At 65.9% G+C, this 26,338-nt stretch carries 16 protein-coding genes and 3 pseudogenes; 6 read left to right on the top strand and 13 right to left on the bottom strand.

Translation table 11 applies throughout. The features are described 5' to 3' along the window. Positions 1-62: 62 nt before the first annotated feature. Entirely contained in the window at positions 63-1,043 is a 981-nt protein-coding gene (locus N4264_RS13120; RefSeq protein ID WP_261697487.1) for a GlxA family transcriptional regulator, read from the top strand. A 1-nt stretch (position 1,044) separates the two neighbouring features. On the opposite strand, the gene N4264_RS13115 is transcribed toward N4264_RS13120, so the two are convergent. Continuing rightward, positions 1,045-1,770, bottom strand: a complete 726-nt coding sequence (locus N4264_RS13115) for a Crp/Fnr family transcriptional regulator (protein WP_261697486.1) — start codon at positions 1,768-1,770, stop codon at positions 1,045-1,047. A 108-nt stretch (positions 1,771-1,878) separates the two neighbouring features. Here N4264_RS13115 and N4264_RS13110 point away from each other — a divergent pair, with 108 nt between their 5' ends. Continuing rightward, entirely contained in the window at positions 1,879-2,415 is a 537-nt protein-coding gene (locus tag N4264_RS13110) for an Mpo1 family 2-hydroxy fatty acid dioxygenase (RefSeq protein ID WP_261697485.1), read from the top strand. Positions 2,416-2,487: 72 nt separating this feature from the next. Continuing rightward, positions 2,488-3,537 (top strand): 2-dehydropantoate 2-reductase, encoded by a 1,050-nt coding sequence (locus N4264_RS13105; RefSeq protein WP_261697484.1) that lies wholly within the window; start codon positions 2,488-2,490, stop codon positions 3,535-3,537. Positions 3,538-3,553: 16 nt separating this feature from the next. Here the strand turns inward: N4264_RS13105 and N4264_RS13100 are convergent, their stop codons facing one another. Together N4264_RS13100 and N4264_RS13095 are read right to left on the bottom strand one after the other, a co-directional pair. Further along, a complete protein-coding gene (locus N4264_RS13100) occupies positions 3,554-3,853 on the bottom strand; it encodes a hypothetical protein (RefSeq protein ID WP_261697483.1) in 300 nt (99 codons plus the stop codon). 27 nt (positions 3,854-3,880) lie between these two features. Beyond that, the gene (locus tag N4264_RS13095; protein WP_261697482.1) at positions 3,881-4,795 is read right to left on the bottom strand and encodes a hypothetical protein; all 915 of its coding nucleotides are present in this window, start codon (positions 4,793-4,795) and stop codon (positions 3,881-3,883) included. Positions 4,796-5,248: 453 nt separating this feature from the next. Between N4264_RS13095 and N4264_RS13090 the strand changes: the two genes are divergently transcribed. Further along, entirely contained in the window at positions 5,249-6,778 is a 1,530-nt protein-coding gene (locus N4264_RS13090; protein WP_261697481.1) for a serine hydrolase domain-containing protein, read from the top strand. Between the two features lie 23 nt (positions 6,779-6,801). On the opposite strand, the gene N4264_RS13085 is transcribed toward N4264_RS13090, so the two are convergent. Further along, positions 6,802-7,911, bottom strand: a complete 1,110-nt coding sequence (locus N4264_RS13085) for a hypothetical protein (protein WP_261697480.1) — start codon at positions 7,909-7,911, stop codon at positions 6,802-6,804. Between the two features lie 125 nt (positions 7,912-8,036). After that, a complete protein-coding gene (locus N4264_RS13080; RefSeq protein ID WP_261697479.1) occupies positions 8,037-9,710 on the bottom strand; it encodes a GGDEF domain-containing protein in 1,674 nt (557 codons plus the stop codon). Positions 9,711-10,074: 364 nt separating this feature from the next. On the opposite strand from N4264_RS13080, the gene N4264_RS13075 reads away from it, so the two are divergent. After that, positions 10,075-13,146 (top strand): HzsA-related protein, encoded by a 3,072-nt coding sequence (locus N4264_RS13075; RefSeq protein ID WP_261697478.1) that lies wholly within the window; start codon positions 10,075-10,077, stop codon positions 13,144-13,146. Positions 13,147-13,211: 65 nt separating this feature from the next. On the opposite strand, the gene N4264_RS13070 is transcribed toward N4264_RS13075, so the two are convergent. The 6 genes and pseudogenes from N4264_RS13070 to N4264_RS25810 all read right to left on the bottom strand — a co-directional run. Next, positions 13,212-15,104: a M20/M25/M40 family metallo-hydrolase gene (locus tag N4264_RS13070; RefSeq protein ID WP_261697477.1), complete on the bottom strand. Its 1,893-nt coding sequence runs from the start codon at positions 15,102-15,104 to the stop codon at positions 13,212-13,214. A 373-nt stretch (positions 15,105-15,477) separates the two neighbouring features. Further along, positions 15,478-16,002 (bottom strand): SOS response-associated peptidase family protein, encoded by a 525-nt coding sequence (locus N4264_RS13065; RefSeq protein WP_261697476.1) that lies wholly within the window; start codon positions 16,000-16,002, stop codon positions 15,478-15,480. 909 nt (positions 16,003-16,911) lie between these two features. Next, positions 16,912-17,331, bottom strand: a complete 420-nt coding sequence (locus N4264_RS13060) for a cupin domain-containing protein (RefSeq protein ID WP_261697475.1) — start codon at positions 17,329-17,331, stop codon at positions 16,912-16,914. 116 nt (positions 17,332-17,447) lie between these two features. After that, positions 17,448-19,031: pseudogene (locus tag N4264_RS25820) on the bottom strand (PAS domain S-box protein); the annotation flags it as partial. Positions 19,032-19,076: 45 nt separating this feature from the next. Beyond that, positions 19,077-19,415 (bottom strand): annotated as a pseudogene (locus N4264_RS25815) (response regulator transcription factor); the annotation flags it as partial. A gap of 207 nt (positions 19,416-19,622) precedes the next feature. Continuing rightward, positions 19,623-21,974, bottom strand: a pseudogene (locus N4264_RS25810) (chemotaxis protein CheB); the annotation flags it as partial. Between the two features lie 380 nt (positions 21,975-22,354). Between N4264_RS25810 and N4264_RS13050 the strand changes: the two are divergent. Further along, entirely contained in the window at positions 22,355-23,788 is a 1,434-nt protein-coding gene (locus N4264_RS13050) for an amidohydrolase family protein (protein WP_261697473.1), read from the top strand. 48 nt (positions 23,789-23,836) lie between these two features. Here N4264_RS13050 and N4264_RS13045 read toward each other — a convergent pair whose 3' ends face one another. Then, positions 23,837-24,130 (bottom strand): hypothetical protein, encoded by a 294-nt coding sequence (locus N4264_RS13045; RefSeq protein WP_261697472.1) that lies wholly within the window; start codon positions 24,128-24,130, stop codon positions 23,837-23,839. A 72-nt stretch (positions 24,131-24,202) separates the two neighbouring features. Continuing rightward, positions 24,203-26,335: a zinc metalloprotease gene (locus N4264_RS13040; RefSeq protein ID WP_261697471.1), complete on the bottom strand. Its 2,133-nt coding sequence runs from the start codon at positions 26,333-26,335 to the stop codon at positions 24,203-24,205. Between the last annotated feature and the right edge of the window lie 3 nt (positions 26,336-26,338).

Here is a 26,338-nt window from a genome sequence, read left to right as displayed (position 1 = left end):
TCCAACCGGTGGGCGCCATCGCGCCCAGCGTCGGTTTTGTCCTCTTTCAGGCTTTTTTGGTCATGCGTGATTTCACCGTACTGGTCATGCCCGGCGCCTTTGCCAGCAGCGTCGCAGCTACGCTGGACATGCTCGATGCCGCCGCCCGCCTGGCGCCGCGGCTGCAGCATGCGCCGCCACGCTGGCGCGTGGTGTCGCCGGGTGGCGGCCGCATCGCGCTACGCGGCGGCCTGATGCTGGAGACGGCGCGCATGACGCGTCGGCCGCGCCGGGATCGCTCGGTGTGGGTCATTCCCGGGCTCGGCGAGGAGGATCCCGAAGCACTCATCCGGCGCCTGGACGCCGATGACGCGCGCGCCGCGGCACGCGCGATCCGCTGCCACGTCGCGCAACACGGCGAAGTCGCTGCCGCCTGCTCGGCCGTGTACCTGCTGCACGCGGCAACCGTGCTGGACCACCGTCGCGTCACCACATCCTGGTGGCTGGCGTCCACCCTGCAGCAACGGGCCACGTCGTGCACCGTCGACGCCGACCGCATGGTCTGCGTTGATGGGCCGATCTGTACCGCGGGCGCCGCGTTCGCGCAGAGCGACCTGATGCTGCACCTACTGCGCACGCGCTTCGGCACTCCGCTGGCCGATGCCGTGGGCAAGGTGCTGCTGATCGACGCACGGCAGGCACAGGCGCCCTACGCGATTCCTTCGCTGCTGGCCAGCGGCAATGCCCTGGTGCGCCGCCTGACCGAACGCATCGAAACAGGCTTGCCGGCCCTCCCCAGCATGGCGCAGCTGGCGCGGGAACAGGCGATGTCCGTCCGCACCCTGTCGCGCCACGTGCGTGCCGCGACAGGCAAGGCGCCCCTGGCGCTCGTCCAGAGCATCCGCCTGAGCCGCGCCCGGCACCTGATCGAAACCAGCCGGCTGAGCATCGACGCCATCGCAGCGCAGGTCGGCTACGAAGACGCCACCGCGCTGCGACGGCTGATGCGCAAGGCCGCCGGCGCCAGCCCGCGCCAGTTCCGATGCGCCTTGCACAGGGAATGACTCAGGGAAATCCGTCCCCGACGCGGCGAAGTGCATCCGGATCGACCAGTTCGATCTGTCCGTAGTGCCGTTTGAGCAGGCCGCGGGTTTCAAATTCCCCCAGCACTTCACTCACAGTCTGGCGCGTCACCGATAGCATCGCTCCCAGCTGCTCCTGGTTCACGCTGATCCGGCGCTGCGCATTGCCCGGCCTGAGCATGCCGTAGCCCTCCGACATCGCCAGCAGGCGCCGTGCAATGCGGGCCGGTGCCGGCAGCAGCGCCATTTCCTCCACCCCGGTGAAGACGGCACGGATTTTCTCGGCCACCAGCGCACCCATGTGGCGCCAGAGCGAAGGATCTTCCGCCAGCAGCTTTTCCAGCGTTTCCCGCGGGATCCGCAGGAAGGTCGTCGCCACCCGCGTGTCGGCGTTGTGGGTGCGCGGACCACCATCGAAGAACGCGATTTCGCCGAACCATTGCGGCGGCTCCACCACGCTCAGGACGGCCTCGCGCCCATCGGCGCTGGTAGCGCCGACGCGGACCGCACCTTCCAGCACGCAGTACAAGCCGTCGTTGGCATCGCCGCGCGTGAACAGCCGCGTCCCCGCCGGAACCCGTCGGGTTGTCGCCGCATCGAGCAGGCGCTGGCGCACCGGCTCGGGCAGCGTCGCAAACCAGCGGCCGCGATCAAGCAGCGGCCGAAGTGCTGCCGCATCCAGGTTCTGCCGTTTTCCGTCCACCGTCATGAAGAAGGCCCGTGTTCGTCCGCAGCGGTGCAATCGTCGGCTAGCCGACAGACGGGCGCCATCGTATCCCGGGAGCATGCCGGTCTGTCAGCAACCGGAGCCTCGTCCATGAAGACACTGACTGACCATCTGGCCCACTACGCGGCCTATCACCGCGACGCGCGCAATATCGCCACCCATTTCGTCGGCATTCCGATGATCGTCGTGTCGATCGGCATCCTGCTGGCCCGTCCCAGCCTCATCGTCGCCGGCGTGCCGCTGGCGCCGGCAACCCTGGCAGTGGTCCTGGCTGCGCTGTTCTATCTCCGCCTGGATCACCGCTTCGGACTGGTGATGGCGGCCCTCTTTGTCGGCCTGCTGTGGCTGGCGCACGGCGTCGCCGCGCTGCCGACAGCCATCTGGCTCGGGCTGGGCATCGGGCTGTTCGTGGTTGGTTGGATCCTCCAGTTCGTCGGACACTACTTCGAAGGCCGGAAGCCGGCATTCGTGGACGACCTCAGCGGGTTTATCGTCGGTCCCCTGTTCGTGGTGGTCGAGGCCGCGTTCCTCCTGGGTCTGCGTCCCGGCTTGCGCCAGGCGATCGAATCACGCGTCGGGCCGGTCCGCCGCGGTACGGCCATTGACCCGGCCCGCCAGGGGCACTGACGGCCTCGCTTGCATCACATGCCCGATCAGCGGATGGTGTCCATGCCCCTTGCGCCGTCGGAGAGCCAACGCGTGAGCAGCGTCTGTGTTGCCGGAGCCGGCAGTATCGGCTGCTACGTCGGAGGCCGCCTGGCGGCAACCGGTGCCAATGTACAGTTCATCGGCCGCGACCGTCTCGGCGCCGAAGTAGCCGGCCATGGACTGCACCTGACCGACTATCGCGGTGCTCACTGGCATGTGCCACCCGAGGGCGTGCACTGGAACCCGACCGTCGCGCCCGCCGCCGATGCGGACCTGGTGCTGGTCACCGTCAAATCCGCCGCGACGCGTGAAATGGCCCACGCCTTGGCCGAAGTCATTCCGCCGCACGCGGTCATCATCAGTTTCCAGAACGGCATCCGCAATGCGGAAGTGCTTCGCACGGTTCTGCCCAACCACCGCGTGATCGCCGGCATGGTGCCGTTCAATGTGCTGCATCGGGGCAACGGCCAGTTTCACCAGGGTACCGAGGGCGTACTCGATGTCGAGCGGCACGCGGCACTGGCACGCTACCTGCCGCTGTTCGTCCGCTCCGGCCTCGCCCTGACGCAGCACGCGCAGATGCTGTCGGTGCAATGGGCCAAGCTGTTGCTCAACCTCAACAACCCGATCAATGCGTTGTCCAATATGCCGCTCAAGGCCCAATTGTCACAACGCAGCTACCGGCGTTGCCTGGCATTGGCGCAGCGCGAGGCGATGGCGCTGATCCTGCGTGCCGATATCCGGCCGGCGCGCCTCACCCCGCTGCCGCCGCACTGGATCCCCCGTCTGCTCGATACACCCGATGCCCTCTTCCGGATCCTGGGCAACCGCATGCTCGCGATGGACCCGCTCGCCCGTTCGTCCATGTGGGACGACCTGCAGTCCGGCCGCATTACCGAGGTGGACTGGATCAACGGCGAAGTCGTCCATCTCGCGCGCAGCTTCAACGATCATGCGCCGGTCAACGAGCGCCTGGTCACCCTCATCCGCGACGCCGAGCAGGGCGGACGCCGGGAATGGAGCGGCCCCGCGCTACTCGACGAACTCGAACGGGCAGCCGCTGCCTGTCGCGCACCGGGCGCGTTGCAACATCATCTGTAGCAGCAAGGCCGGCGTCTCAGCGATAGATCTCCACCACCTTCATCACGCCCTGCACCAGCATCACGCCGTTCCAGACCAGGCTCTTGCCTTGCGGCTTGTCCGCGCCCGCCAGGATCACGACCGGCCGTGCGGGAATGCTGTCATCCAGCTCAAGGAACTTGGCGAGGTTCTTCAGCGTATTGCTGCGATCCTCCGAGGACTCCTTCAGCACGCTCACCTTGTTCTCGACGAACTGCGATCCGCCGGCCTCCTCGCCGATGATCAGGTTGGAGATCTCATCAACTGTGCGGTCGGTCGGAATAGTCCGGTAGTACATCGGGGTCTCCTTGGTCGTCGCCGAGGCTCAGGGCTGGCAATTGATCAGCACGCCGGCATCGGACAGTGCCTTGTTGATCCTGGCCACGTCCGCTGCGCTGGCGTCGCGATTCAACTGGCGCAGCTGTGCGGCAATCGCCGTTGCGTTGTCCTTGTTCGCATCGCTCACGCTCAGATTCAGCGCATTGGCTGCGGTCAACATGGCCGGTGCCGTGCGTTTGGGATTGCTCGACATCAGGCTGCGCGTCGTGCAGGCCTTCAGGTCGGTCTCCTGCGGCGTGAGCTGCACGATATCGCGCGTCTGCTGGATCTCCGCCTCTGCGTCGCTCTGGATACCCTTGGACGTGGTGTGGATGTAGGTGATCGCCGACAGCAACGTGCCGGCACGCTCGTAGGCCTGCAGGTCGCGGAAGGCATTGTCGCCGGCGTAATCCTGCAGGTTGCCGCGCATGCCGTTCTCGATCTGCAGCCGCACCTGCGCGCGGTTGGCATCCATCGCCGCCACCAGCGCCAGTACGGTCTGCTCGTAGAAGAGGGTCTGGTCAATCACCGCCGCGCCCCCCGTCAGCAGAGTTCCCGCGGCGGCGTAGTTGGTCTTGGCAGTGACGCTGTCGGTCAAGGTACCGGCCACGCCCAGCGCCAGCCCGGCCAGGCCGGTAGCCAGATCCATCACCGACTTGTCACGCCGGAGGCCCGCCACGTAGCCCTCGTACAGCTGGTCGATCAGCACCAGGCGCCGCTGCAGGATCTGATTCCGGATATCCGGCGTCTGCGCGGCCAGCAACTCCTGGCCGGCCAACGGGAAACTGGGATTTGTATCATTGGCCGGCTGGTCCAGGGTCGACACCGGACCACCACGGATAGCCCGGCCGCACCCCGCCAGTCCGACCAGGCCCGCCAACACCATCACCCGCACGATACGCCAGACAAAACGCACTTCCATGGTCGCCTCCTTCACAGGCCCCGGCGCAGAGCGCGCTGATAGCGGGGTCAGGCTGAAGCTGGCGCGTCGGACGCGGTCCTCTCACGCAATGGGTCACCTCCGCTGTCCCTGGCGCCTGCGCAGCCATGCCAGATCGGCCGCCATCGCCGCCGCGCATGCCGCTTCCATGGGGCGGCAGGTACTCGCCACGTCTCTTCCCAGGTCCGTCAGCTGTGCGCCCCCACCACCCTTGCCACCGGCGAGTGTTTCCACCACAGGACCGAACACGCTGTTCGGGGTGTCGACCAGTTGCCAGGACGATTCCTTTGTGATTCCCGCCGGGCGCCGATCGACGCCGTAGCCCTGACGCGGCATAGTGGCGCCGCACGCTTGCGATCGCATGTGCGTTGTAAACCCTCGGACGCCACTATCGCATCCACCCCGCCACCGTATCCACGAGACCAGGCAGGTCGTATGAGAACGTCGCTGACCGTCGTGTGCCTCACCCTCGCTGTACTGTTCTCCTGCCCCGCGTCCACCGCGACTCCTGTCCAGGGCAGCCCCGATTTCACCGCTGCAGCCGCTACGGCCCAGAAAGCGGTCGACGAGGGGACTATTCCATCCGCTGCCGTCGCGGTGGCGGTCCGCGGCAAGATCATTTACGAAGCGGGATTCGGCTACGCCGACAAGTCCAGGCAACGAAAAGCGGACGCCACGACGCCATATCCCATTGCCTCGGTATCGAAGGCCATTGTCGCGACAGCCTTGATGACCCTCTACGAGAAGCAGGCTATCGCCCTCGACGCGCCCGCGCTGGGTTATCTGGATCCCGCGACGTTCGTGCGGCCGGCCGACGAACCGCGCTACTCCGTTGCGCAGGTTCTCACCCACACCTCGGGCTTGCCGACCTACGCCACCATCGACTGGGAAGCTGCTGCCGGACACCCGTCGAATCTGGCAGGCCGCGTTGCCACCTATGGATTCGTCGCCTGGCCGCCGGGCGAGAATTTTGAGTATTCCAATCTCGGTTACGGGCTGCTGGGCGAGATCATCGCGGCACGTGGCGGAACCAGCCTCGCGCGCTACCTCGACAAGTCGGTTTTCCGTCCGCTGAAAATGCGCAACAGCGCGCTGCCGGAGGGGACCGGCGCCCCACCGCGCGCCGCAGTGAAGTACGACCCCGCCGGCAATCCGCTGCCGCCAACGCGCAACGACACGCCCGGTGCAGGCAACATCTACGCCAGCGCCCGCGACCTCGCCCACTTCGGCATCTTCCACCTGGCTGAACGCCCACGCGAATCGAACAAACCCCTGAGCGAAGCGACCCGGCACCTGATGCGCACCTACCGCGAGCCCAACGCCGCCTATCGCTACTACGGCGGCGCGAACTACGGCCTGGGCTGGTATCACCGCACCCGGCAGGACAAGGCGCCGGTCGTCGTGTGGCACGAAGGCGGCATGCCGGGTGCCAGCGCCTTGCTGCTGCTACTGCCGGAGCAGCACCTGGTCATCAGCGTGCTGATCAACACCAACGACAAGAACGATGTTGCCCAGGCGGTGGCGCAGCAACTGGTGAACAGTATCGACCGGTCCCTGCCGCCGCTGCGCTTCGATCCGGTGGAAGACTTCCTGCCCTATGCCGGCGGCGCCCCCTGGGAGGGGACCTGGAAAGGCGAGCTCGTCATCGACGGCGACACCCACGCGTGCAGCCTGACTTTCAATACCAACGGAACTCTGCGCCTGGACCTGCCCACGAAAAACCCCGAACTGCTCGCCGCCAGCAATGAGCTGCGCGCGCTGACGCAAGGCGACCTGTTGATCGGAACGGCCGTAGGAACCCTGCCCGCGCGTGACGTCGCACAGAAAAAGGGCGGGTACATCCTGATCCGTCTCATCCGGCACGGTGACACGCTGAAGGGCTTCTTCGTCGCCTACGCCGCGCCGGAAGGCCTGCGCCACCTCTATCCCTTCGCAGTGACGCTTCGTCGCGCCGACGGCCGTTGATGCATCGGGTACAGGCCGGCGCCTCACATCACAGCGAGCAAGCCGTGGCTCTGCGTATCGCGCGGCCTCGGAAAACGGGGTTTGGGACACAACTCCCAGACCACCGCACACTCGTTGGCCTCGACGGGTGCGCCGAGGTCCGCATCCGGGACGTACTGCATGGCCTTGCCGTAGACGCGCAGGCCGCCATCGACGATTTCCACGCCCATCGCCACCGATGAATTCCAGGGCGCCGGAAGGTGCCGGTGCAAATCAATCGCCGTCCCGGCGGTACCCATCCAGAGAAAGGCGTGTTCGTCCGTATGCGGCAGCTCGTCCGGCCACCACTCGGCCGGCCGGAAACAGCTGCCTGCCTGGAAGATGCCGTCACAGGCGTTGACCATGCCGCCGTCGAACGCGGCCGGCAGCAACTCGACCAGCGAACGCGGCTCGCCACGCCACAGCACCGGTCGCGAACGTGCTCCTGAGAAGATAGCGCCAGCCTGGAGTTCACCGCTCATCGCGTTGCAGCACGATGCTTCCGCGGACAGCAGTGTCGGCGCCGACGCTAGGTCCGGCCAGTACACCGCATGCGTCCGACGTCCCTGCTGCCCGGTGCCCGCCACCCGTGTTCCGTGCACCGCCCGGGGCGTCACCTGGGAAAGGCCGCCGGTGCGCAGCTCGCGCAGGTCACCATTGGGCTCCCACACGATCGGCTGCACGGGAGTATGCATCCCATTCGTTCCGACACCGCAGCAGTGCTGACCGTCCGTACCCCAGGCCATGCTGTGGAGATAGCGATGCGCGGCCAGGTACTGCGGTTCACGCGTCCCACCCGTCAGGTGGCTCCACCGCGCGGCGCGCAGGCCACCGGCTGCAGCTCTGACAGCTCCGGCGATCACGCCGCGGCGGAGCCCGCCGAACGCAACCCATTGGCCGCCGCAAGTCACCACCGCGCCGATGCCGCTGCGTTCCCAGGTGACGGCCGTATCGTCCATGGCTTCCGTCGTATCCGGCCACAGCCGTCCGCGCCCGATCACTGCCCCGTTCGCGCTGCCCAATGCCACGACGTCGCTCACATCGGCCGGTCGCTCGAAGGTCGTCACTTTCCAGGCACGCGCCGGCGGCGTGTCGATACTGTCTACCGCAATCACGTTCGTTCTCCGCCTACACCCAACAGATCGGCGTACGGGCCTTGCGCGGGCCACGTACGCAGCAACGGATACGTCGCGGAGGCAGTCACTCCGCCACGCCGAACGGTGAAACACGAATTCGACCCTCAGGCCGCCACGACTTCCTGCATCACTTCGATGCGATTGCGGCCCGCGCTCTTGGCGCGGTAAAGGGCGGCATCCGCGCGGGCCATCAGCGAGGCCTCCGTATCGCGCGAGGGATCGAACACGGCGATGCCAATGCTGATCGTTACCGGCACCCCGGGCAGGGGCGAGGCATTGCACCCGGCAATCGCGGTGCGGACGCGCTCGGAAATGCGCCGGGAATCTTCGATACCCGCCCCCGGCAGCAGGGCCACGAACTCATCGCCGCCCCAGCGCGCCAGATGATCGCCGCTGCGCAGCTCTGCCGAGATGATGCATGCGACGGTTTTCAGGCAGTGGTCCCCGCTGTGGTGGCCAAAAGCGTCGTTGACTTCCTTGAAGTGATCCACGTCGAGGAACAGCATCGCCAATCCGCCGTCGCCCTCGCGCGAGGCATCGATCAGGCCGTGCAGGCGGCCTTCCAGCGCGCGCCGGTTGAGTAGTCCCGTGAGTTCGTCGTGCTCGGCGATTTCACGCGCCTCGTCGCGCTCGTAGCGCACCCGAACCAGACGGTCGGCCAGCCCCAGCACCAGCACGGCCGATTGCAGCAGCACGCCGAAGGCGTAGAGATAGGTCATGTCCAGGTCGATCGCACCGGCGGCCTGGAGCACCCGCAGGAAGCTGCCCACGGTCATGGGCACCCAGCCGGCCAGGAAGAAGTAGGCGTACCGGTCGCGCTGGGTGACCGCCACATAGACGCCCACGGCGATCAGCGCCGGGAAAACCCAGAACACGGCCGATGCCAGCAGGATGGCGTAGCGGGGAATCGGCCACGGCGACAGCAGCAATACGGCCGCCGCTGCAAGGAACACGTTGCGCAACCCGTTGCACCAGGGCACCAGCCGCGGCGCCTGCCGCTGCAGGTTCAGGAAATCGCGCGCAAATCCCAGCGCCAGCGCGATCACCAGGGAAAAGATCACCCACTGCCCGTGAATACCCAGCGCCGCCAGCACGCTGGCGCCGGGCAGCCGGTACAACACGCCGGAATTCGACGTCATCAGCGCCAGCCAGGCGAGGGCGAAAATCGCGTACTGGGCGTAGATGCGCTCCCGTACCACCAGCCAGAAGCAGCCCGTCACAAGAACGAGCGAGGCCAGCGCGGTATACAGGGCCGTGGCCAGGAGGACGATGCCCCGTTCCTTTCGCTGCCAGGCCGGCGCATCGTGCAACGCAACATCAACGATCGCGCGATGCTGGTGGGCGAAATGCAGCAGCAGGCGCGTACCCGGCGAAAGATCCGCCGGCAAGGGATAGACCAGCGCCACGGGCGATGCATCCGCATCGTCGTCCGGCTGCAGCTTGTTGCGGACCCGACGCTGACCGTCGGGAAGAACCAGGGTGACCGGGCCCGCCACCATGCTGGTAACCACCAGCACCGGCTTCGGCGGCAGCCGGCTGAGCGTCACCTGCACCCAGCTGCCCTCGTCCCGATACGGCAGCACGCGCTGCAGCTGCGTCGCACCAGCCAGCGCGGGGTCAAAGCGGCCAGTGCCGGGAATCTGACTGGCGGAGGCATCGACATCCAGCACTACGGCACGCAGCTCCGGCGCACGGGTGTCCGCCGCCAGCGCAGCCGCGGCCCCGGCGAGGCACCCCGCCATGACCAGACGCGCCAGCCATGCCACCAACCCCCGCATACGCTCCCCTCGGCAATCGCAGGCCGTCAATTGCCCCGATGGCTACCCGCGAACCGTGGCAGCCAGGGTAATCCGGATGCAAGAACGCTACCACTCCCGCTCGCCACCTGCCCGCTCCAAATCGGTGATTTCCCGCGGTTTCGCAACAGTCCGAGGCCTGGCGTGCGAGCCCGGAACTTGCATCAGCGTTGGCAACATTAGCCACATGTACCCAATTTGCCGCCCAATCTGCCAACGGCGCTAGCCGCCCCGGACACCCTTCGTCGGCAAAATCCTCACGCCAGCACGGCCGGTGATGATCGACACAGGACGGCTCGCGGGTTTTGTGCACAGTACGCACGCCCCATCCCTGTGACCACGTCGAATGCCCGCCAGAACCCCACACCGTTTTCGCGTCCTGCGCCATGCCGCGGCCTGTCTGCTCCTGCTCGCGCTGCTGCTGGCTGGCGGGACCGTCGCCGCGCAGGAAGTCCCCGTCGTGTATGTGCGCTGCGCGCGCACCACGGCCGAGCTGGATGTCACTGGCACCGTAGTCCGCAATGGCGTCAGCCAGACGGTGACGCGCCATATGCGCGGACTCGACGTATACGACGTGCTCCCCGACGTCACTCACTTCTTCGGCGGATTTTCCGCGCCCTGCGACCTGGTGCTGCGATCACCCGGCGGTGCCGAGCGCGTGCTGTACGACTGCTCCAGCACCGCCACCGACGCCAACACCTGCGCTGCGATGGACCCCTCCGTCTCCTTCGATGGACGTCGCATCGCCTTTACCGTGTTCCGCGGCAGCATCACCCATCCCCAGGAAAACGTGCATGCGAAGGTGATTGATCCATTGGCCGAGAACAATGATCTTTTCCCGACGCGCTATCCCAATCGCATCCTTTCAACGACCGAAGCACGCCTGCACTGGGTGGATGTCGCCAGCGGAACGGTAACTGCGCTGCCGCACCGCAGCGGCGATTTCGACGCCGGTCCGGCATGGCTGGCCGATGGCCGCATCGCCTTTACCTCGTCGCGCGACAAGGTCATGTCGACCCTGGTGCACGGCACCACGGCGTCCAGCCGCGTCGGACAGATCTGGACCATGGATCTGGACGGCAGGAACGCCGACCTCGCCAGCCACCATAGCCTGGCCGCCGATCAACATCCCTTCGTTCTGCGCGATGGCCGCATCGCCTATTCCAGCTGGCAGATCTTTGGTGCCCGCCCTTTCAAATACGGCAATGGCAGCGTCGGCGGCTTCGACACACTATTGAACCTTTTCCATATCTACACACAGAACCCGGACGGCTCGAACCCCTTTGCGTTCTATGGCCAGCACAGCGGCGATCATTACCCGTCCAGCACGACCGGCATCCAGCATCTGGCTGCGCATTTCATCACGCAGACGAGTGACCAGCGCGTGTGGTTCAACGAGTACTACCGCGGCAACAACAACGGCCTGGGCGCTGTGTTAGGGGTCATGCCCGAGCCCATTGGCCAGGAAGGGCTCAGCCCCATTTCCACGCGCCACCATGCGGACCTCTATGCAGTCCGCGACGGCCGCAATCTTGCCAGCTGGGCGACAAGCGGTGACCACATGGCCAACGTCATGCCGGCACCGGCAATGAGCGTACCCACCTATGCCGACCCGCTTCCCTTCGCCGGCAAGCTGGGACATCCGGCCGCGCTTCCCGATAACAGGCTTATGGTGACTTGGGGCAAAGGGGCCTGCAGCACCAACTCCGGCAGTGCCGTGTTTGCAAGCCTCGGCATGACCGCGCCACCGTTGACCAACGGCGCCGGCCAGGGCACGGCCATGAATGTCATCACCTCGATCAACCGTGACACCCCAGGATGCGACGCAGGCCTCTACCGTGCCGGTGCGATTCCGCTGCCGCATCCAAACGGGCTGCAGGTGATCGTCGACAGCCGCCAGTGGCACGAAATCCAGGCACGCGCCGTCGTTCCCTATTCGGCCATTCACGGTGTGAGCGCGCCGGTGAAGATCGAGCGCTCCGACCGACGCAGCGCGCACGCGGCATTGCCCTCCGCCACGCCGTTCGGCCTGCTGGGCGCAGGATCGATTCTTGATCGCGAAACGCATCCCGCCGGCGGCATCCATTTTGCCGGGGAACACCAGTTCCAGCTGCAGGGCACCGATACGATCAACTACTCGGACGATGCGCTCTGCGGCGTCCGCATCATCGGCGTGCAACCCAACCGGGGCACTCAGACGCACAGCCAGCTGCACAATCTCAGCGGCGAACGCGTGATGATCCTGGGCGAATTTCCGGTGCGGCATTTCAACGGCGCCGGCACCGCGCTGATGGATCCGAGCGGCAATCCCGATACCAGTTTCCTGGTGCGATTCCCCGCCAACATGCCCTACCTCATGCAGGGCATCGACTGTCACGGGCGCACGCTCAACACCGACCAGACCTGGCAATCCCTGCGTCCGGGTGAAACCAAGACCTGCGGCGGCTGTCACGTGCATTCCAAGCCGGCGCGCGTCGACTTTGCGCAGACCCGCGCCGCCGCGCCGGATTTTCCGCCCGTCACCCTCGGCGAAGGCAGCGTGCCCCTGCTCGCGGGCGGATCCGGCGCCAACGTCACCACGCGAACGGTCCCGGGTTACGGCCTGCAGGTCGAATTTCTCCGCGACGTGATGCCCATCTTCCAGCAGCGTTGCGTCAGCTGCCATTCGAGCGCATCGCCGGCCGGCAACCTCGCCCTTGATGTTCCCGGAACACATGGCCCTGCAACGAACGTCACGCCGTCCACCTGGTGGTGCCTGGTCGACGACCGCAGCCAGTCCTGCCTGCCGGCCGCCGCGCGCTTCAATACCAATGCCGGATCCAACAACACCACGTTCCGCCGCCCGCAGGTCAGCCGCTATATCCGCGCGTTCAACGCGCTGGGCAGCCTGCTCTACTGGAAGGCGGCGGGCCAGCGCACCGACGGCAACACCGACGCCACCTATACCTCGGCAAGTCCCGTTCCCGATCGCGACCTGGATTTCGGCCCTGCCCACGCACCGGCCATCACGCCTGAAGAACTGGGCATCCTCTCGCGCTGGATCGACCTGGGTGCACCGGGCGGTGCCGGTGAACTCTCCGACACCCAGAAGCCGACGCTCACCGTCGGCGCTGTCACCAGCCTCACGGGCACGGGCCTCGTCGGCGTTCGGGTCGGCATGGTCGATGTTCCCACTGGCATCGATCCGGCGTCGCTGCGCGTCTGCATCGCCGACGGGAACGGTGTCTGCGGGCCGAATCTGGCCACCGGCGGCGTCAACCACGGCGTCGTCACCGTGCCGTTCGCCAATGCGCTGACAACGCCGCTGCAGGAAATCGAAGTCCGCGTGCTCGACCGCGCCGGCAACGAAACGATCATCCGGCGAACCGTGCAGTCGCTGCTGCACGATCTGATCTTCGTCAGTGGCTTCGAGCCTTAGCGGGAAGTTCAGTGACCGCGCCGTGCGCCGGCGCGGTCACTTCCGAACGGTGTGCCACCCGTGATTCAGGGCGCAGCGGATTCGAATCCGTCTGCAAACAGGATATCCGCTGGCGGCGGAGTGAACCGGCCGGTGATCGTGAAGCCGCTCAACGGCGTGTAGGCCAGCACCTCGGCCGTATAGGTTCCCGCCGCCGGCGGGTTCGCAATCGGGCAACTTTCGTTCGACGAACCCGTTTCCGCCGAACACAGCGTGGCGTTACCCAGCAGGATCTTGAGATCAGCATCCTCGCCGCCTGGGCCTGTCGTGGTAAACGACAGATCCGTCGCCCCGTCCGGCACCACGAGCGTGAACGTCTGGCGTGCCTGCAGCAGCGCCGACGTGCCATCGCGCGGTATGCCATTGGCCAAGGCATTAGTGCCGTCCGTCGCGGTGACACGCACGGTCTTGGTGTGCGTCGCCGACTGCTCGTCCGCCGCCGTCAGACTCACCGCATAAGTACCATTTGCGGCAAATGTCCTGACAGGATTCACCTCGGATGAGGTCGCGCCGTCACCGAAGCGCCAGGTCCGCGCCGTGATGGCTCCTTCGACATCCGTGGAACTGTCGGTGAAGGTGACCGTCCGCTGGTCCGCCACGAAGCTGAAGTTTGCGCGCGGTGCGAGGTTGCCGCCGGAGTAGGTCTTGCCCAGTTCGCCCAGGAACGCCAGGCCCAATTTTGCGAACTTTGCGCTGTTGACCGCGGAGTTCTCCATGTTTGCGAGCGTGTCGCCATTGGAATGGATACGGCCGAAATAGCCGGTGGAATCACCCGCCTCGAACATCATCGCGGAAGGAAAACCATTCGTCGTCCACGAGGCATGATCCGAGCAGCCGTAGCCACAGGTGTACTCGCCGCGCGTGAGCCCCAGCGGTGCGAGGTACGCATCAAACAGTGCAACCAGGAATCCCTTCATCTGCGTGTTGGAAAAGTCGGTGATCACCTTCATGTCCGCCACATTGCCGGACTTGTAGTTGGTCATGTCCAGCTGCAGCACGCCGACGACATTGACGGCCTCCGCCCTGAACCGCGACGCGATCGACGCGGAGCCGCGCAAACCGACTTCTTCCGCGGCATAGCCCATGAATTTCACCGTGCGCCTGGGCCGCCAGCCATTGGCAAGGCCGATGCGGATCACTTCCGTCAACGTCGCGATACCCGAGGCATCGTCATCCGCCCCGGGAGCCACCTGCGAATTGCCGCCTCCGGCACTGGTGATCGAATCCAGGTGCGCGCCCAGCACCACGACCTCGCCCGGCAACTCCGTACCCTGTACGGTGAGGATGACCGACGGCTGGGTCGAACACGTCACGCAGCCGGTATAGAGCTCGGCCGTGACGTCGGTGCGCCCCGCGGCCAGGGCCTGCCAGGTGTCGCGGATCCACTCGGCGGCCTGCCGGCCGGTACCGCTGGCGTAGTAACGATTCTGGTAGCTCGACAGGTGGGTGATCGTCGCCTTGATGTTGTCGGCGCTCACTTCCGGCAGCCACGGGTTGACCGTAGCGCCGTTGTCGACGGTGTAGATGCCGCCGCGCTGCGCATGGATCGCCTTGCTGGATTGATCGGCAGCAATAAAGGCTTCCGCCTCCGAACGGGTCGTGAAGGCGAAGTAGCCGCCGCAGCGGTGTTCTGTTTCATGCACGTGCTGGCTGATCGCGCCCAGCTCTGCCAGCGTCGTCTCCGCAATGACCAGCGGTGTGCCGAGGCTGTCCCGGCGCGCTTCGGCGCGGCGGGCAAACGTACCGATGTGACGAAACGTCGACTGCGCCGTGACGATGAACATCGGCGCGTCTTCCGCCGACACGTCCGGTCGCACCACGCTATCGGGTGCGTAGCCATCCTCGGCGGAGGCCCCCGCCGCCGCACCGATACCCAGAAGCACCATCCCCAAGCCCAGAACGCTTTGACGCAGACGCATGCGTAACTCCTGCCGGCCGCTCGGCCGCCGTTGGCGATCATGGGACCGGCATCCACCGGCCTCCCGTCCTCGCACGCCGGCCGCTGATGCCGGCCCGTCGCAGAACGCTGCGTGCGGGTAACCGGCTCCGACGGTTGCGGGCGTGCCCCTCCCTACCAGCGGCCGGACCTTATGCGTTCGTCCTGGGCCGCCGCCCCGCCGGAGCCCCGCGGCGGTGATCGGCGATTGTGCATGGGCAGGCAGCCGCAAAACAGCGCCATGGCGCCGGATACCGGTGGCCCGTCGTGGCCGTCATCCAGCCCCTGGCAAAGGCCTGACGGGATTCCGTCGCGACGGGGAGCCCTCACCCTTCCACCGACGCAGCCGTCCCTGCTCAGAGCCGATCACCCCGACCGGTACAGGGTTGCACGACAAACGTCCGCCAGGGCTTGGCCAGGCACTCTGCTGCCTTGTGCGCATCGCCACCGAGCCATGTCTCGCGCATGCCAGGCCGGATCACGGCGGGCATTTCCGAGCACAGGTGCCGAATGGGTTTTTCCGGATCGACCGTGACCAACGCAAACGTCAGCGCCGTCCGCGCGGGCGTTGACGCATCGTGGTAGCGCGACACGATGCCCGCGAGCGTCGCCGGCTGCCCTTCGATTCTCACCGCATACATCCCCTGCGGCGTGGGCACCACCCACCCGCTCGCCGGCACCAGGCAACGCATCGAGGGGCTCGCCTGCTGCCACAGCGGCCGCGCCACCGGATGCCGGGCCAATTGCGACGCCCGGAACGACAGGTTGCGCAGCGCGCAGTCGCGCGCCGCATCCTGTCCCGTCTGCTCCTGCACCAGGCCCCAAACCGCCCGAACCCCCGTCACCTCAATCGCCGAGCGCTTGATCAGCCGCACCCACATCAACGGCCGCACCGCGCCGCGCCGGCGGCGTCAGCGCCCGCACCAGCCCCTCCATGAAGCCCATCTCCGGGGGAAGCGGTGTGGCGTTGTGGGGGTCGCACCAGAGGATCATAGGACGAATTACGTACGTATGTACGTACTGTATGACACCCCATCGCGCCGCGCATGGCGCGCTGCATCATGGCGACTGGTCGCACGATCATTCGCCGCGCCGGGGGCGTCAATCCACTCCAAAGCGGTGTCAAACCGCCGCCACGCTCCGGCAATGCCGTCGAGCGCTTCTGCCACTCGCCGGCGTTCGTGTGGGTTGGTGTGAGCGCAGCGAAGCCTAACAGGGGGCCCAAATGGCCACCTCGGCCCGTGTTTTGGCGCCTGTCGTTGGGCTTCGCTGACGCTCACCCCACCCTACATCAATTCACGTTTCGTCGCCGTTGCGTGATTCACCCCGGGTGCGCTGCGCTTACCCGGGCTACAGGAAGCGCTGCTGCTTTTGTAGCCCGGGTTAACCCGAAGGGTTCACCCGGGGTAGGTCTGCGATGACGCCAGAGATGCAACGTGACGGAACCGCGGTTCTTGCAGCAGCTCGCCATTCAAACCGCGCCTCGCTCCGGCAATGCCGTCGAGCGCTTCTGCCACTCGCCGGCGTTGGGTTGGTGTGAGCGCAGCGAAGCCGCTCACCCCAACCTACATCAATTCACATTTCGTCGCCGTTGCGTGATTCACCCCGGGTGCGCTGCGCTTACCCGGGCTACAGGAAGCGCTGCTGCTTTTGTAGCTCGGGTTAACCCGAAGGGTTCACCCGGGGTGGGTCCGCGATGACGCCAGAGATGCAGTGCGATCGCCCCGGTTCCTGCAGCAATTCATCATTCAAACAATGCCGCGCTCCGGCGATGCCATTGATCGCTTCCGCTACTCGCCCGGCGGTTCCTTGATCGTCAACGGCTGCCCTTTCGCGCCGGCATAGGTCACGAACAGCTTGAGCGTTCCCTCTCCCACGTTGCGGCCGTTGTGCCAGGTGTCGACGACTTCGTACAGCACATCACCGGCCCTGGCGCGATGGGTACGGCCATCTTTGAGGTGCACTTCCAGGGAGCCTTCCAGCACCAGCGCAAACGACGGAACGGGGTGTTTGTGCCACCCTGTCTCGCCGCCGGGTGCGACTTCGATCATCAGTGTAGTCACCTCGGCGGTTCCGGTGGGATAGACCACCGGCTTGCCGTCCCAGGTGGTCGCCGATGCCAACTGGGGCGTCACCTTCACGCTGGCACTGTTTTCCAGTGCGATTGCATTCGTGATCGACAACAACAGCAGGCAGACGAAACGGCGCATGGCTGACTTCCTCCTGGCGTGCGACCTTGAAGCGGGTTTCTGGCGCAACACGGACGATACCGCAATACGACTTTCCGATCGCCCGCGCACTTACCGCCCATCAATGTCATTGCGCTTCAGATGCGCGTTGTGACAAGCCACTCGACGACTTCGCCCTGCTCATCACGAACCGGTACCGCGCGGGTCACGGCGTTAAGGAGCTGGCCATCCGCGACGTGAGCACCATGCGGAAACTCGAAGACGTCTCCCTGCCTCACGGCCTGCTCGACAAGGGCGCGAATACCGGCGCGATCCGCTTCCGGCACGACATTCTCCAGCCAGGAAGTGGACGGATCCGTCACACCATCCAGCGTGCCGTGCAGCAGCTCAGCGCAAGTCCAGTCTGCGTTGACACAGTAGACGATATCCCACGAACTGGTGACCAACGCCTTCAGCCGCCGCTCGCTTTCGCCAAGCCGGTGCTGGGCGTCCTTCGCAGTGGTGACGTCGAAGACGAACTCGACGCACTCGGATTCCGTACCACTGCCCGACAGCCGCGTCGGCGCAAACAGGCCCCACCACCGGCTGCCGTCCTTGCGGATCATCTGCTTTTCGTACGGAGCTGTCTCGCCGCGCTGCGCCAGCTCACTGGCGCGCTCGATCGTCGCATCCATGAATTCCGGTGCTGTCAGCACGTCCCAGTGCGCCGTGGTGCGCAGCTCGGCAACGGTGTAGCCACACATGCGCTGAAATGCTTCGTTGGCATCGTGGATCGACCCGTCGAGCCGAAAGAACAGCACGCCGACACGCGGCACGGAGATCGCGCGGCGCAGTTGATCCTCACTGGCACGCAATGCGGACTGCGCATTCGCCAGGTCAACAGCGGCCCATGTGCGCTCTCCGGTTTCGCGAATCAGTTCCACTTCCTCGTCCCGCCATTCCCGGGGTGCAGGCTCGCTGACGCAGAAACAGCCGACCAGCACGCCTTCTTTCACGATGGGTACGGCGACGTGCGCGACGATGTCGATCTTGATCAACGCCGGACGGTCCGCATCGGGAACCATCGCAGCCTGCATGACATCGGCAAATACAATCGTGCGGCCCTCGCGAATAATCGGCAGGCTCCAGCCGTAGTCGACCAGGCGGTAAGTGCCTGCCACCGACGGTGAATCACCGCGGAGATAATCGCGGCGGACGCACACTTCGCCCCGCGATTCATCGATTTCCGCGTAGTAGGCGCGGTCTACCGCCAGATGTTCGCCCAGCACGCGGCACGCCTCCGCCTGAACCGATACCGGATCGGCCAGCGGTCGCAACGCATCGCTCAGCTTCAGAAGGAACGCCTGCTGCCGCTGACTGGCGCTCAGCTTCTCGTTCGCCAGCTTGCGCTCGGTGACGTCATCAAAAAGGACGGCAACCTGCCGTTGCTCGGGTTCGCCCGTGCGGAAGGCGTAGACCGAGAACCACCGGTCGAGCGCTTCGGCACGGTGCTCGAATCGCAATGGCTCGCCGGTCACCGCGACATGGTTGTAGATATCGAACCAATGCTGCTCCTGCCCGGGCGCGAGTGTGCGCATGCGTTGACCGACCGGGTTCCGCAGCCCTGTCTGCCGCTCGAAGGCGGCGTTGGCTTCGAGAAAGCGATAGTCGACCGCTCGGCCATCCTCGTCGTAGAGCATCTCGATCGTACAGAAACCTTCATCAATCGATTCGAACAACGAGCGGTACCGTGCTTCGCTCTTGCGCAGCGCCACGTCAGCGCGGGCGCGATCCACGACCGCGTTGACGCGGGCAACCAGCTCGCGTGGCGAAAAGGGCTTGGCGATGTAGTCGTCTGCGCCGGCGAGCAAACCCTCGATGGCCGTCTCCTCGCCCGCACGGGCCGTGACCAGCACGACCGGCAGGAAGCGCAGGGCAGGATTGCCACGGATGGTCTTGAGCAACGCAAAACCATCTGACCCGGGCATCATGACGTCGGCCAGCACGACGTCCGGGCGATGGCTGCGAATGAGCGCGAGCGCCGATTCGGCGCCCGCGGCCACCTGCACGTCGCACCGCGGTGCCAGCAGACGCCGCAGGTAGTCGCGCATGTCGGCGTTGTCGTCGACCACCACGATGCGCGCGCGACCGATCTGCCCCGAGCGCGGATTTGCAGGCGGCCCCAGCAGGTCCGCCTGCACCTCGGCCGGTTCGACCGACTCGTCCGGCAACCAGCGCGACGCCTCGTCGGCCAAGGCAGCCGCGGCGATCGGTGGTGCCACCGCCAGCTCCTCCGGCGCTTCGCCCGTCTGGCGGAAGGACTTATAGGGCAACCAGATCGTGAAGCTCGTACCTTTGTCCAGCCGGCTGCGCACCTGCAGCTGTCCTCCCATGCGATGGATGAGGTCCTGGACGATAGACAGCCCTATGCCGGCGCCTTCGGCCGTGCGCGCCCGTGCGCCGCGTACGCGGTGGAATCGCTTGAATACATGCGGCAGCTCTTCCTCCGGAATGCCGACGCCCGTGTCCGAGACAACCAGCTCCGCGTGCAGCCGCAACGCGGTCAGCGCGATCGATATCTCGCCGGCGAAGGTGAATTTCAGCGCGTTCGACAACAGGTTGGAAACCACCTTGGTCCACATCTCGGGGTCGACCGGCACCAGCGGCAGATTGCCGGCAAGCGCAACCGTGAGGCGCAGCCCCGCCCGCTCCACGGCGCTTCGGAAGTGACTGACGATGTCGGCGGTCAAGGCAGCGAGGTCGTGCGGCGCCAGATAGGCACGTCGGCGCGTTGATTCGATCTGGGAAAAGTCCAGCAGGTTGGTGACCAGGGTCAGCAGGCGACGGGCATTGCGGGCAGCCGTATCCACTTCATCGCCCAAGCCCGGCGGCAGGCGGTCGCGCCGTCGAAGAAGCTCATCGAGCGGCGCCAGCAGCAGTGTCAACGGCGTGCGGAACTCATGACTGACATTGGCGAAGAACTGACTCTTCGCCCGATCTAGCTCGGCAAGGCGGTCGACGCGCTCGCGCTCCTGCTCGTGCAGGCGCGCCTGCGCGATTCCCGCGGCTATCTGCTCGACGATGAGATCCACGAAGCTGCGGTACGTGTCGGTGAACGGCAGGTGCGGGTTCAATCCAAGAACCAGCATCGCCGCTGCGGCAGTACTGCCCGCCGTTCGCACTGGCAGCAGCAAGGCCGAAGTCGGCGCAGGCGAGCCGCCGTGCACGGCGGCGAGGGGCAGCAGACCCGGGCAGCGCTGCGCCAGGTTATCGAATCGCAGCTCGGCTTCGTCCGTAGCCACCAGGGCGCGCCCAAGGGGCCAGGGCGAGGCGTCGCCTGCCAACGAAACGACGCGAGGTGCCGCCTGGCCGCCCGGCTCAAGGCCGGTGACACCCGCGAGGACTGCCTGCTGGCGCGCCGTGTCAACAACATAGAGCAACGCGAACGGCGCCTCCTGCGGCGAGGACGCCAAAGCCTCGACGGCGCGCTCGCAAGCGACCCGCACCTGGACAGCGCCGTTCATTCGCAGTGCCAGTTCGCGCAGCACTTTCAGCCGGCGATCGGCAACGACATCGCGCGTGGTGTCCCACACGGTGTTGTAGACCCCCACCACGGCGCCACCGGCATCACGGATCGGCGCGTAGGAAAACGTCGCGAAAATGCGGTCCGACGACTCCTCGCGCTCGACGAGAAGCGGATAATCCCTTCTTCCCACCGACCTTCCGTTGACCCGGACCTGCTCGATCATCGGTCCGATATCACTCCAGATAGACGCCCACGTCTGGCGCGCCGAAGCGCCCAGCGCGTGCGGATGCTGGTGTGGCCCGAGGAACTGGCGCCACGGATCGTTGTAGATCTGGATCAGGTCCGGCCCCCACCACACCGCCGCCGGATACACCGACTCCACGACCATGCGCGTCATCACACGCAGTTCGTGAGGCCAGCTGATCACCGCGCCCAGGCCGGTCTGCGACCAGTCGATCTCGCGCGCACGGGCAGCCACTTCGCCGTGCGCACCGAACGTGCGCTCGACCGCCCCGAGCTCGGCCCGGAGCCGGCGCGTGGGCATGCCATCCGCGAGTTCACCAATCACATGGCCCAGTTCGTCCAGGGGCAACACCATCGTGGCCGCCCCTGCCGCGATCGTCGCCTTCGGCATCGAGGGATACTCGGCCGATTCCGGTTCCTGCGCCAGCACGCAGGCGCCCGCACGATGGAGTTCCGACGTGCCGACGGCCGCGTCATCGCCCATACCTGTCAGCACCACGGCCAGCGCACGATCGCCGACGCTCCGGGCGACCGACAGAAGCAGCCGGTCAATGGGCCTTTCCAGTGCGCCGCCCTCGCAGGGATACAGCACACACGTGCTATCGGGGAGTATTTCTGCCGACAGCCGTGGCGGGCACACCAGAATCTTTCCCCGCTCCAGCGCCGCACCCGCCTGGAGCCACTCGACCGGACGCCATTGCCGCCGCGAGAGTGCCGCGAGCCCGACCTCCGGTGGCAGGTGCAACATCACGAGCACCGGCGTCGTGAAATCCGGCGGCAAATCCTGCAATACGGTCACGACCGCAGTCAGTCCCCCCGCGGATCCGCACAGAACGACGAGGTCAAACGCACCTCCCCGCTGCAGCGCGGGATCGCCTGAATCGGTGTTGGCTTGGCCACTCTCTGTACCGTACATGGGCGCAGGATACTGCGTCGTGGCACAGAATGTACGCCTGGTCACCACTCGGCGGCGGACTCGGCTACGGTGTGCGCCGCATTGGCGGCGAGCGCAGCGAACCCCAACATCAGGCCTAAATGGCCCCTCGGTCTGTGTTCTAGCGCCACTGCCGGAGTTCGCTGTGCTCACCCCAACTACAGTTGTGAACTTTTAAATGGTCGCCGTGCCAAATGGCACTGTGGCAGCCGCGCTCCGACGGCCAGCATTCCGCTTCGAATTCACGGCAGACGCGCCAACGCGGTGGACGGATGCGAACAACGAATACAGTGGCCCGCCCCATGCCGTCATACCCCGGACGCCGTCTGTTTCGCCGATGCGTGCTGGCAGGAGTGGCCGCCATGGCGATCCTGTTTGGCCTGGTAAACCTGCTCGCGCTATCCGATCCGGAGCAGCTGCCCGCTCCGTCCCGATTCGGCACACTGGCGATCACCCATGTGACCGTGGTTCACCCGGAATCGCCGTCCGGCCGCATTCCGGACCAGACGGTGGTCATGGTCGGCGATCGCATCCGCTATGTCGGCGAGCGAGAAGGTGCACCGATTTCGCCAGACGCCCGGATCATCGACGGCACCGGGAAATTCCTTATCCCTGGCCTGTGGGATTCGCACATCCACACATTACGACTCTCGCCGCAGTTGCACCTGCCGCTGCTGGTCGCCTACGGCGTCACGAGTGCCCGCGATATGGGCGACAGCTGTTCCTGGTCCAGTGCCGCGGACTGCGCGCGCGATGTGGTCGGGTGGATGGAAGCCAGGAATCGCGGCGAGATCGTCGCACCTCGCCTGATAGAGACGGCCAGCTACCACCTGGAGGAATTGCCCGGGAGCGATGCAGCGCTGCACGCCCTGCTCGATGCGCTGGTCCAGCGCGGTGACACGGTGCTGAAGCTGCAGCTTGCCGAAACGGTGGCACCGGCGGAGTTTGACCGCGTCGTACAGGCGGCGACGCAGCGAGGACTGCGCGTCGCCGGGCATTTGCCCTATACCGTGGATCTTCTCGCCACTCCCGCAGTGATGCGTTCGATCGAGCACGACAGCAGCCTTCTGCCGCAGTGCCATTCCGGGCGCGCAGACTATGACGGGCGCCTTCGCACGAAATCGGATCTGCTCAGATCCCCCGATCCAGCGCGATGTGATCGCCTGCTGGCCAGCCTGGTGGAGCGGGATATCGCCTATGTTCCGACGCACGTGGCGTCGAGTGGGCAGGACCTGGCCCTGGCGCGTTCCGCATCCACAGTGGATGCACAACAGGTGTCACGCCATGTCATCGCGCCCCGGCGCTGGCTGTGGGCACTGCTTCGCGCCGCGGGGCGCGAGGGTGCCGAAGAACAGAAGATTCTGGCCGCTTTCCACCGCTCAGCGCTGGCGCTCACTCACCGGGCGCAGGCCGCCGGCGTCACCCTGTTGGCGGGCACGGACGCGCTGGATGCGGATGTGATCCACGGCGATTCACTGCACCGCGAGCTAGGTTTCCTGGTGGAAGCAGGATTGACACCGCTGGAGGCATTGCGCGCGGCAACCGCCAGCCCGGCCCGGCACTTCCATCGCGCCGACCTGGGTGCGGTTGAAGCGGGAAAAGTGGCCGACCTCGTACTGCTCGACGCGGATCCGCTCGCGGACATCGGCAACACACGACACATCCACGCCGTCATCGCAGACGGTCGCTGGTACGGCGCGACGGAGCGCGAAGCCATCTTCGACTTCGTCTCCCGGCAGACATCGCGATGGACGATGATCAGTCGTTATCTGCGCGGGCTGTGGTACGACGGTTGACCCAGACGCGCCTGGCGCCCCGGCCTTGACCGTCGACCATGCCAGCCACTACGGCACGTCTCGCTGGTAGGAGATCGTTACGCCGCCCGTGTCGCAGAACGTCATCCGGTCCGCACTCACGGTGACCCGATAGCTGCGCACCGAATCATCCGCGGTGGAGATCTTCACCGTACCGTCCGACGCTTCGAAGGTGCCCGCGTCCCACACGGTGAAGTGCCCGGGTTCACTGTTCCACCCGGAGTACAGTCCGTTGGGGAGGATCTTGAGGAATTCGGGATAGGCGTCGCCGTTTCCGGCGACGCCTACGCGTTTCCAGGTGCCCAGCAGGTCGGTGTCTGACATGTGACGTTTCCTCGCGGATACGCTCATAGGCCGGACAGCCGTATCGCCGCCGGGCACCTCATTCGGACTGCATCAATGCATCTGCTCGGCGCCGGTGAAATCCTTCGGCGGACGAATACGCATGGCGTGCTGGCTCAGTACATCGCTCAGGGCCTTTGCACCCGCCCCGTCCTTGGCGCCTTCGCAGAGCTTCTGCGCCTTCTTTACCTCGTCGGGCGTCATCACGGCGTGACCTTCCAGCACAGCGGCGGCCGCGCCCAGGTCCGGTTCGCGCTGCTGGAACCGCGTGGCCTGCCGCTTGGCCTCGACGTAGGCGTAGTGCGGTCCCAGTACCGGGTTCTTCAAGGCGATATCGAGTGCTTCCAGGCCATCGGTGATGTGGTCGCCGCCGAGCACGAGTACCAGCAGGGTTTCGGGCGTCGCCAGCAACTTTTCGGCAGCACGGGCGTGGATGCCGTCCACGGCGGGTGTCACGATGACGGTGCTTTCTCCGGAGACGCTGACGGGCGCACCACCGAGGTCCCAATGCACTTCCACGTGCACCGAATAGGCGCCGGGAATCGGAAACAAGGCGCCCTGCCCGCCGCGCAGCAGCGTGAGCGAATTGCGGATGGACTGCCCCGGCTTGAGCACCTCGAGCGGCTCGTCATCGACGCACAGTACGAGCGGCGAGAACGTGCGCCGCGTACCGGTCGGGTCGATCACGTAGCCACGCACGCAGCCGGCGCCCAGGCTGATCGTCTTGGGCACCTCATAGGGCACCTGCCCGATGTTCTGCAAGGCCAGATTGATGCGTGCAGGCGCTCCGATCGGCACGGTGTCCGTGTGACAGGTGACCTCCAGGCCCAGATCTTCGATCGTGATTTCCGCATCGGCGTCGCTGATGGGCGTCATCGCGTAGGACGTGCCGAATGGCGTACCACCCGGGCGAACGTATACATCAGGAATATGGCGCAGACGCTTGGTATCGTCGGCAGCGAAGTTCCACAGGATATTGTCCGGGAAGCGATTCGACGGCGTGCCAGACGCCGCGATAGTGTCCGTCGTGTTCATGAAGCCGTTGTCGACTGTGTTGTGGTACAGCCCCATGGCGTGTCCGGCCTCATGCACGGCCGTGCGGAAATACGCGGTCGCGGCAGCGGCGCTGCCGAAGCGCTCGCCTCCCAGGATGCCCCATTCGGGGGAATTCGGAATCACCCAGTCCGAGGCGATCGCGCAGCCTTCGCGCGGCACCTGGTTGGAGTCGGAGGCGCCGTTGTCATACATGATGCCGCGCGGCGTATCGTCCAGCGCACGCACGCCCAGGATGTGATAGCGCCATTCCTTGTCGAGGCTGGACTGCGTACGGCGCTGCAGCATGGCTGCGTGGCATTCGGCGGTCGACCAGGAGTTTCCACTGGGTTCGGCGACGTTGACATCGCTGCTGTCAACGACGATCTCCCACCCCATGCTGTCGCCGACTGCCTTCCAGTCGATTGCCGCGCCATTGGACAACGGCGAGGTGCCATTGGAAACGCGATCGACTTCGACGACAGCGCGACGCAGGTATTTCGAGATCCACCCCATGGTGAGCCGGCCCACGACGACGCCGGCTGTGTTCTTCACATCTCCGGCCAGGTAGTCGCCAGCGGCCGGGAATCCCGGGGGCGCAGTCGTCCAGGACATCACTGCAGACAGCTTCTCGGGATTGGAGAAGTTGGTCCAGCTCCTGGTCGCGGTATCGAACCGGAACAGCTCGAAACCGAGCGTGAAGCGGCGTGTCGCGGTCAAACCCTGCGGCACCTGTACCACGCGCAAATAGAAGCGGTAACGGTCGCGGCTGAAGATCGGGATGCCCGCCGAAGGATTTGGCGCCGGGTACAACACGACCCGGGGCGCCGGCAGATTCGGCCCGACCGGTGCCGGCAGTACCATCGTGCGACGCTGGTAGAGATCGCCGCTGGCGGTGCGGCCCACTGCCGTGGCTTCCACGCGGAGTGTGCCGTCGTAGGAAATCAGTGCACTGGCCACCGGTGTGTAATTGATCAGGTAGCAACCGGCACGCAGGCGACGCAGGCGCGTCGGCAGAATTGGGGCGATGAGGTCTTCGGCAAGATCCGCGGAGGCCTCGGCAATTTCCTCCTCCTGCACGTCGTCGGTGACAGCCAGGATGGTGTCGGGAAGCGGCGGAAATCCCTGCTGGCATTGCATAGGGCGTGTGATCATGGT

The sequence above is a fragment of the Tahibacter amnicola genome (assembly GCF_025398735.1).
Taxonomy (GTDB): domain Bacteria; phylum Pseudomonadota; class Gammaproteobacteria; order Xanthomonadales; family Rhodanobacteraceae; genus Tahibacter; species Tahibacter amnicola.
This window is presented reverse-complemented; position numbering and strand designations above follow the sequence as displayed.

Bases quoted from the DNA above. Each gene is read 5' to 3' on its own strand.
- N4264_RS13120 (WP_261697487.1), top strand. From the start codon at position 63: ATGCGTGATTTCACCGTACTGGTCATGCCCGGCGCCTTTGCCAGCAGC.
- N4264_RS13115 (WP_261697486.1), bottom strand. From the start codon at position 1,770: ATGACGGTGGACGGAAAACGGCAGAACCTGGATGCGGCAGCACTTCGG.
- N4264_RS13110 (WP_261697485.1), top strand. From the start codon at position 1,879: ATGAAGACACTGACTGACCATCTGGCCCACTACGCGGCCTATCACCGC.
- N4264_RS13100 (WP_261697483.1), bottom strand. From the start codon at position 3,853: ATGTACTACCGGACTATTCCGACCGACCGCACAGTTGATGAGATCTCC.
- N4264_RS13095 (WP_261697482.1), bottom strand. From the start codon at position 4,795: ATGGAAGTGCGTTTTGTCTGGCGTATCGTGCGGGTGATGGTGTTGGCG.
- N4264_RS13090 (WP_261697481.1), top strand. From the start codon at position 5,249: ATGAGAACGTCGCTGACCGTCGTGTGCCTCACCCTCGCTGTACTGTTC.
- N4264_RS13080 (WP_261697479.1), bottom strand. From the start codon at position 9,710: ATGCGGGGGTTGGTGGCATGGCTGGCGCGTCTGGTCATGGCGGGGTGC.
- N4264_RS13075 (WP_261697478.1), top strand. From the start codon at position 10,075: ATGCCCGCCAGAACCCCACACCGTTTTCGCGTCCTGCGCCATGCCGCG.
- N4264_RS13070 (WP_261697477.1), bottom strand. From the start codon at position 15,104: ATGCGTCTGCGTCAAAGCGTTCTGGGCTTGGGGATGGTGCTTCTGGGT.
- N4264_RS13065 (WP_261697476.1), bottom strand. From the start codon at position 16,002: ATGTGGGTGCGGCTGATCAAGCGCTCGGCGATTGAGGTGACGGGGGTT.
- N4264_RS13060 (WP_261697475.1), bottom strand. From the start codon at position 17,331: ATGCGCCGTTTCGTCTGCCTGCTGTTGTTGTCGATCACGAATGCAATC.
- N4264_RS13050 (WP_261697473.1), top strand. From the start codon at position 22,355: ATGGCGATCCTGTTTGGCCTGGTAAACCTGCTCGCGCTATCCGATCCG.
- N4264_RS13045 (WP_261697472.1), bottom strand. From the start codon at position 24,130: ATGTCAGACACCGACCTGCTGGGCACCTGGAAACGCGTAGGCGTCGCC.
- N4264_RS13040 (WP_261697471.1), bottom strand. From the start codon at position 26,335: ATGATCACACGCCCTATGCAATGCCAGCAGGGATTTCCGCCGCTTCCC.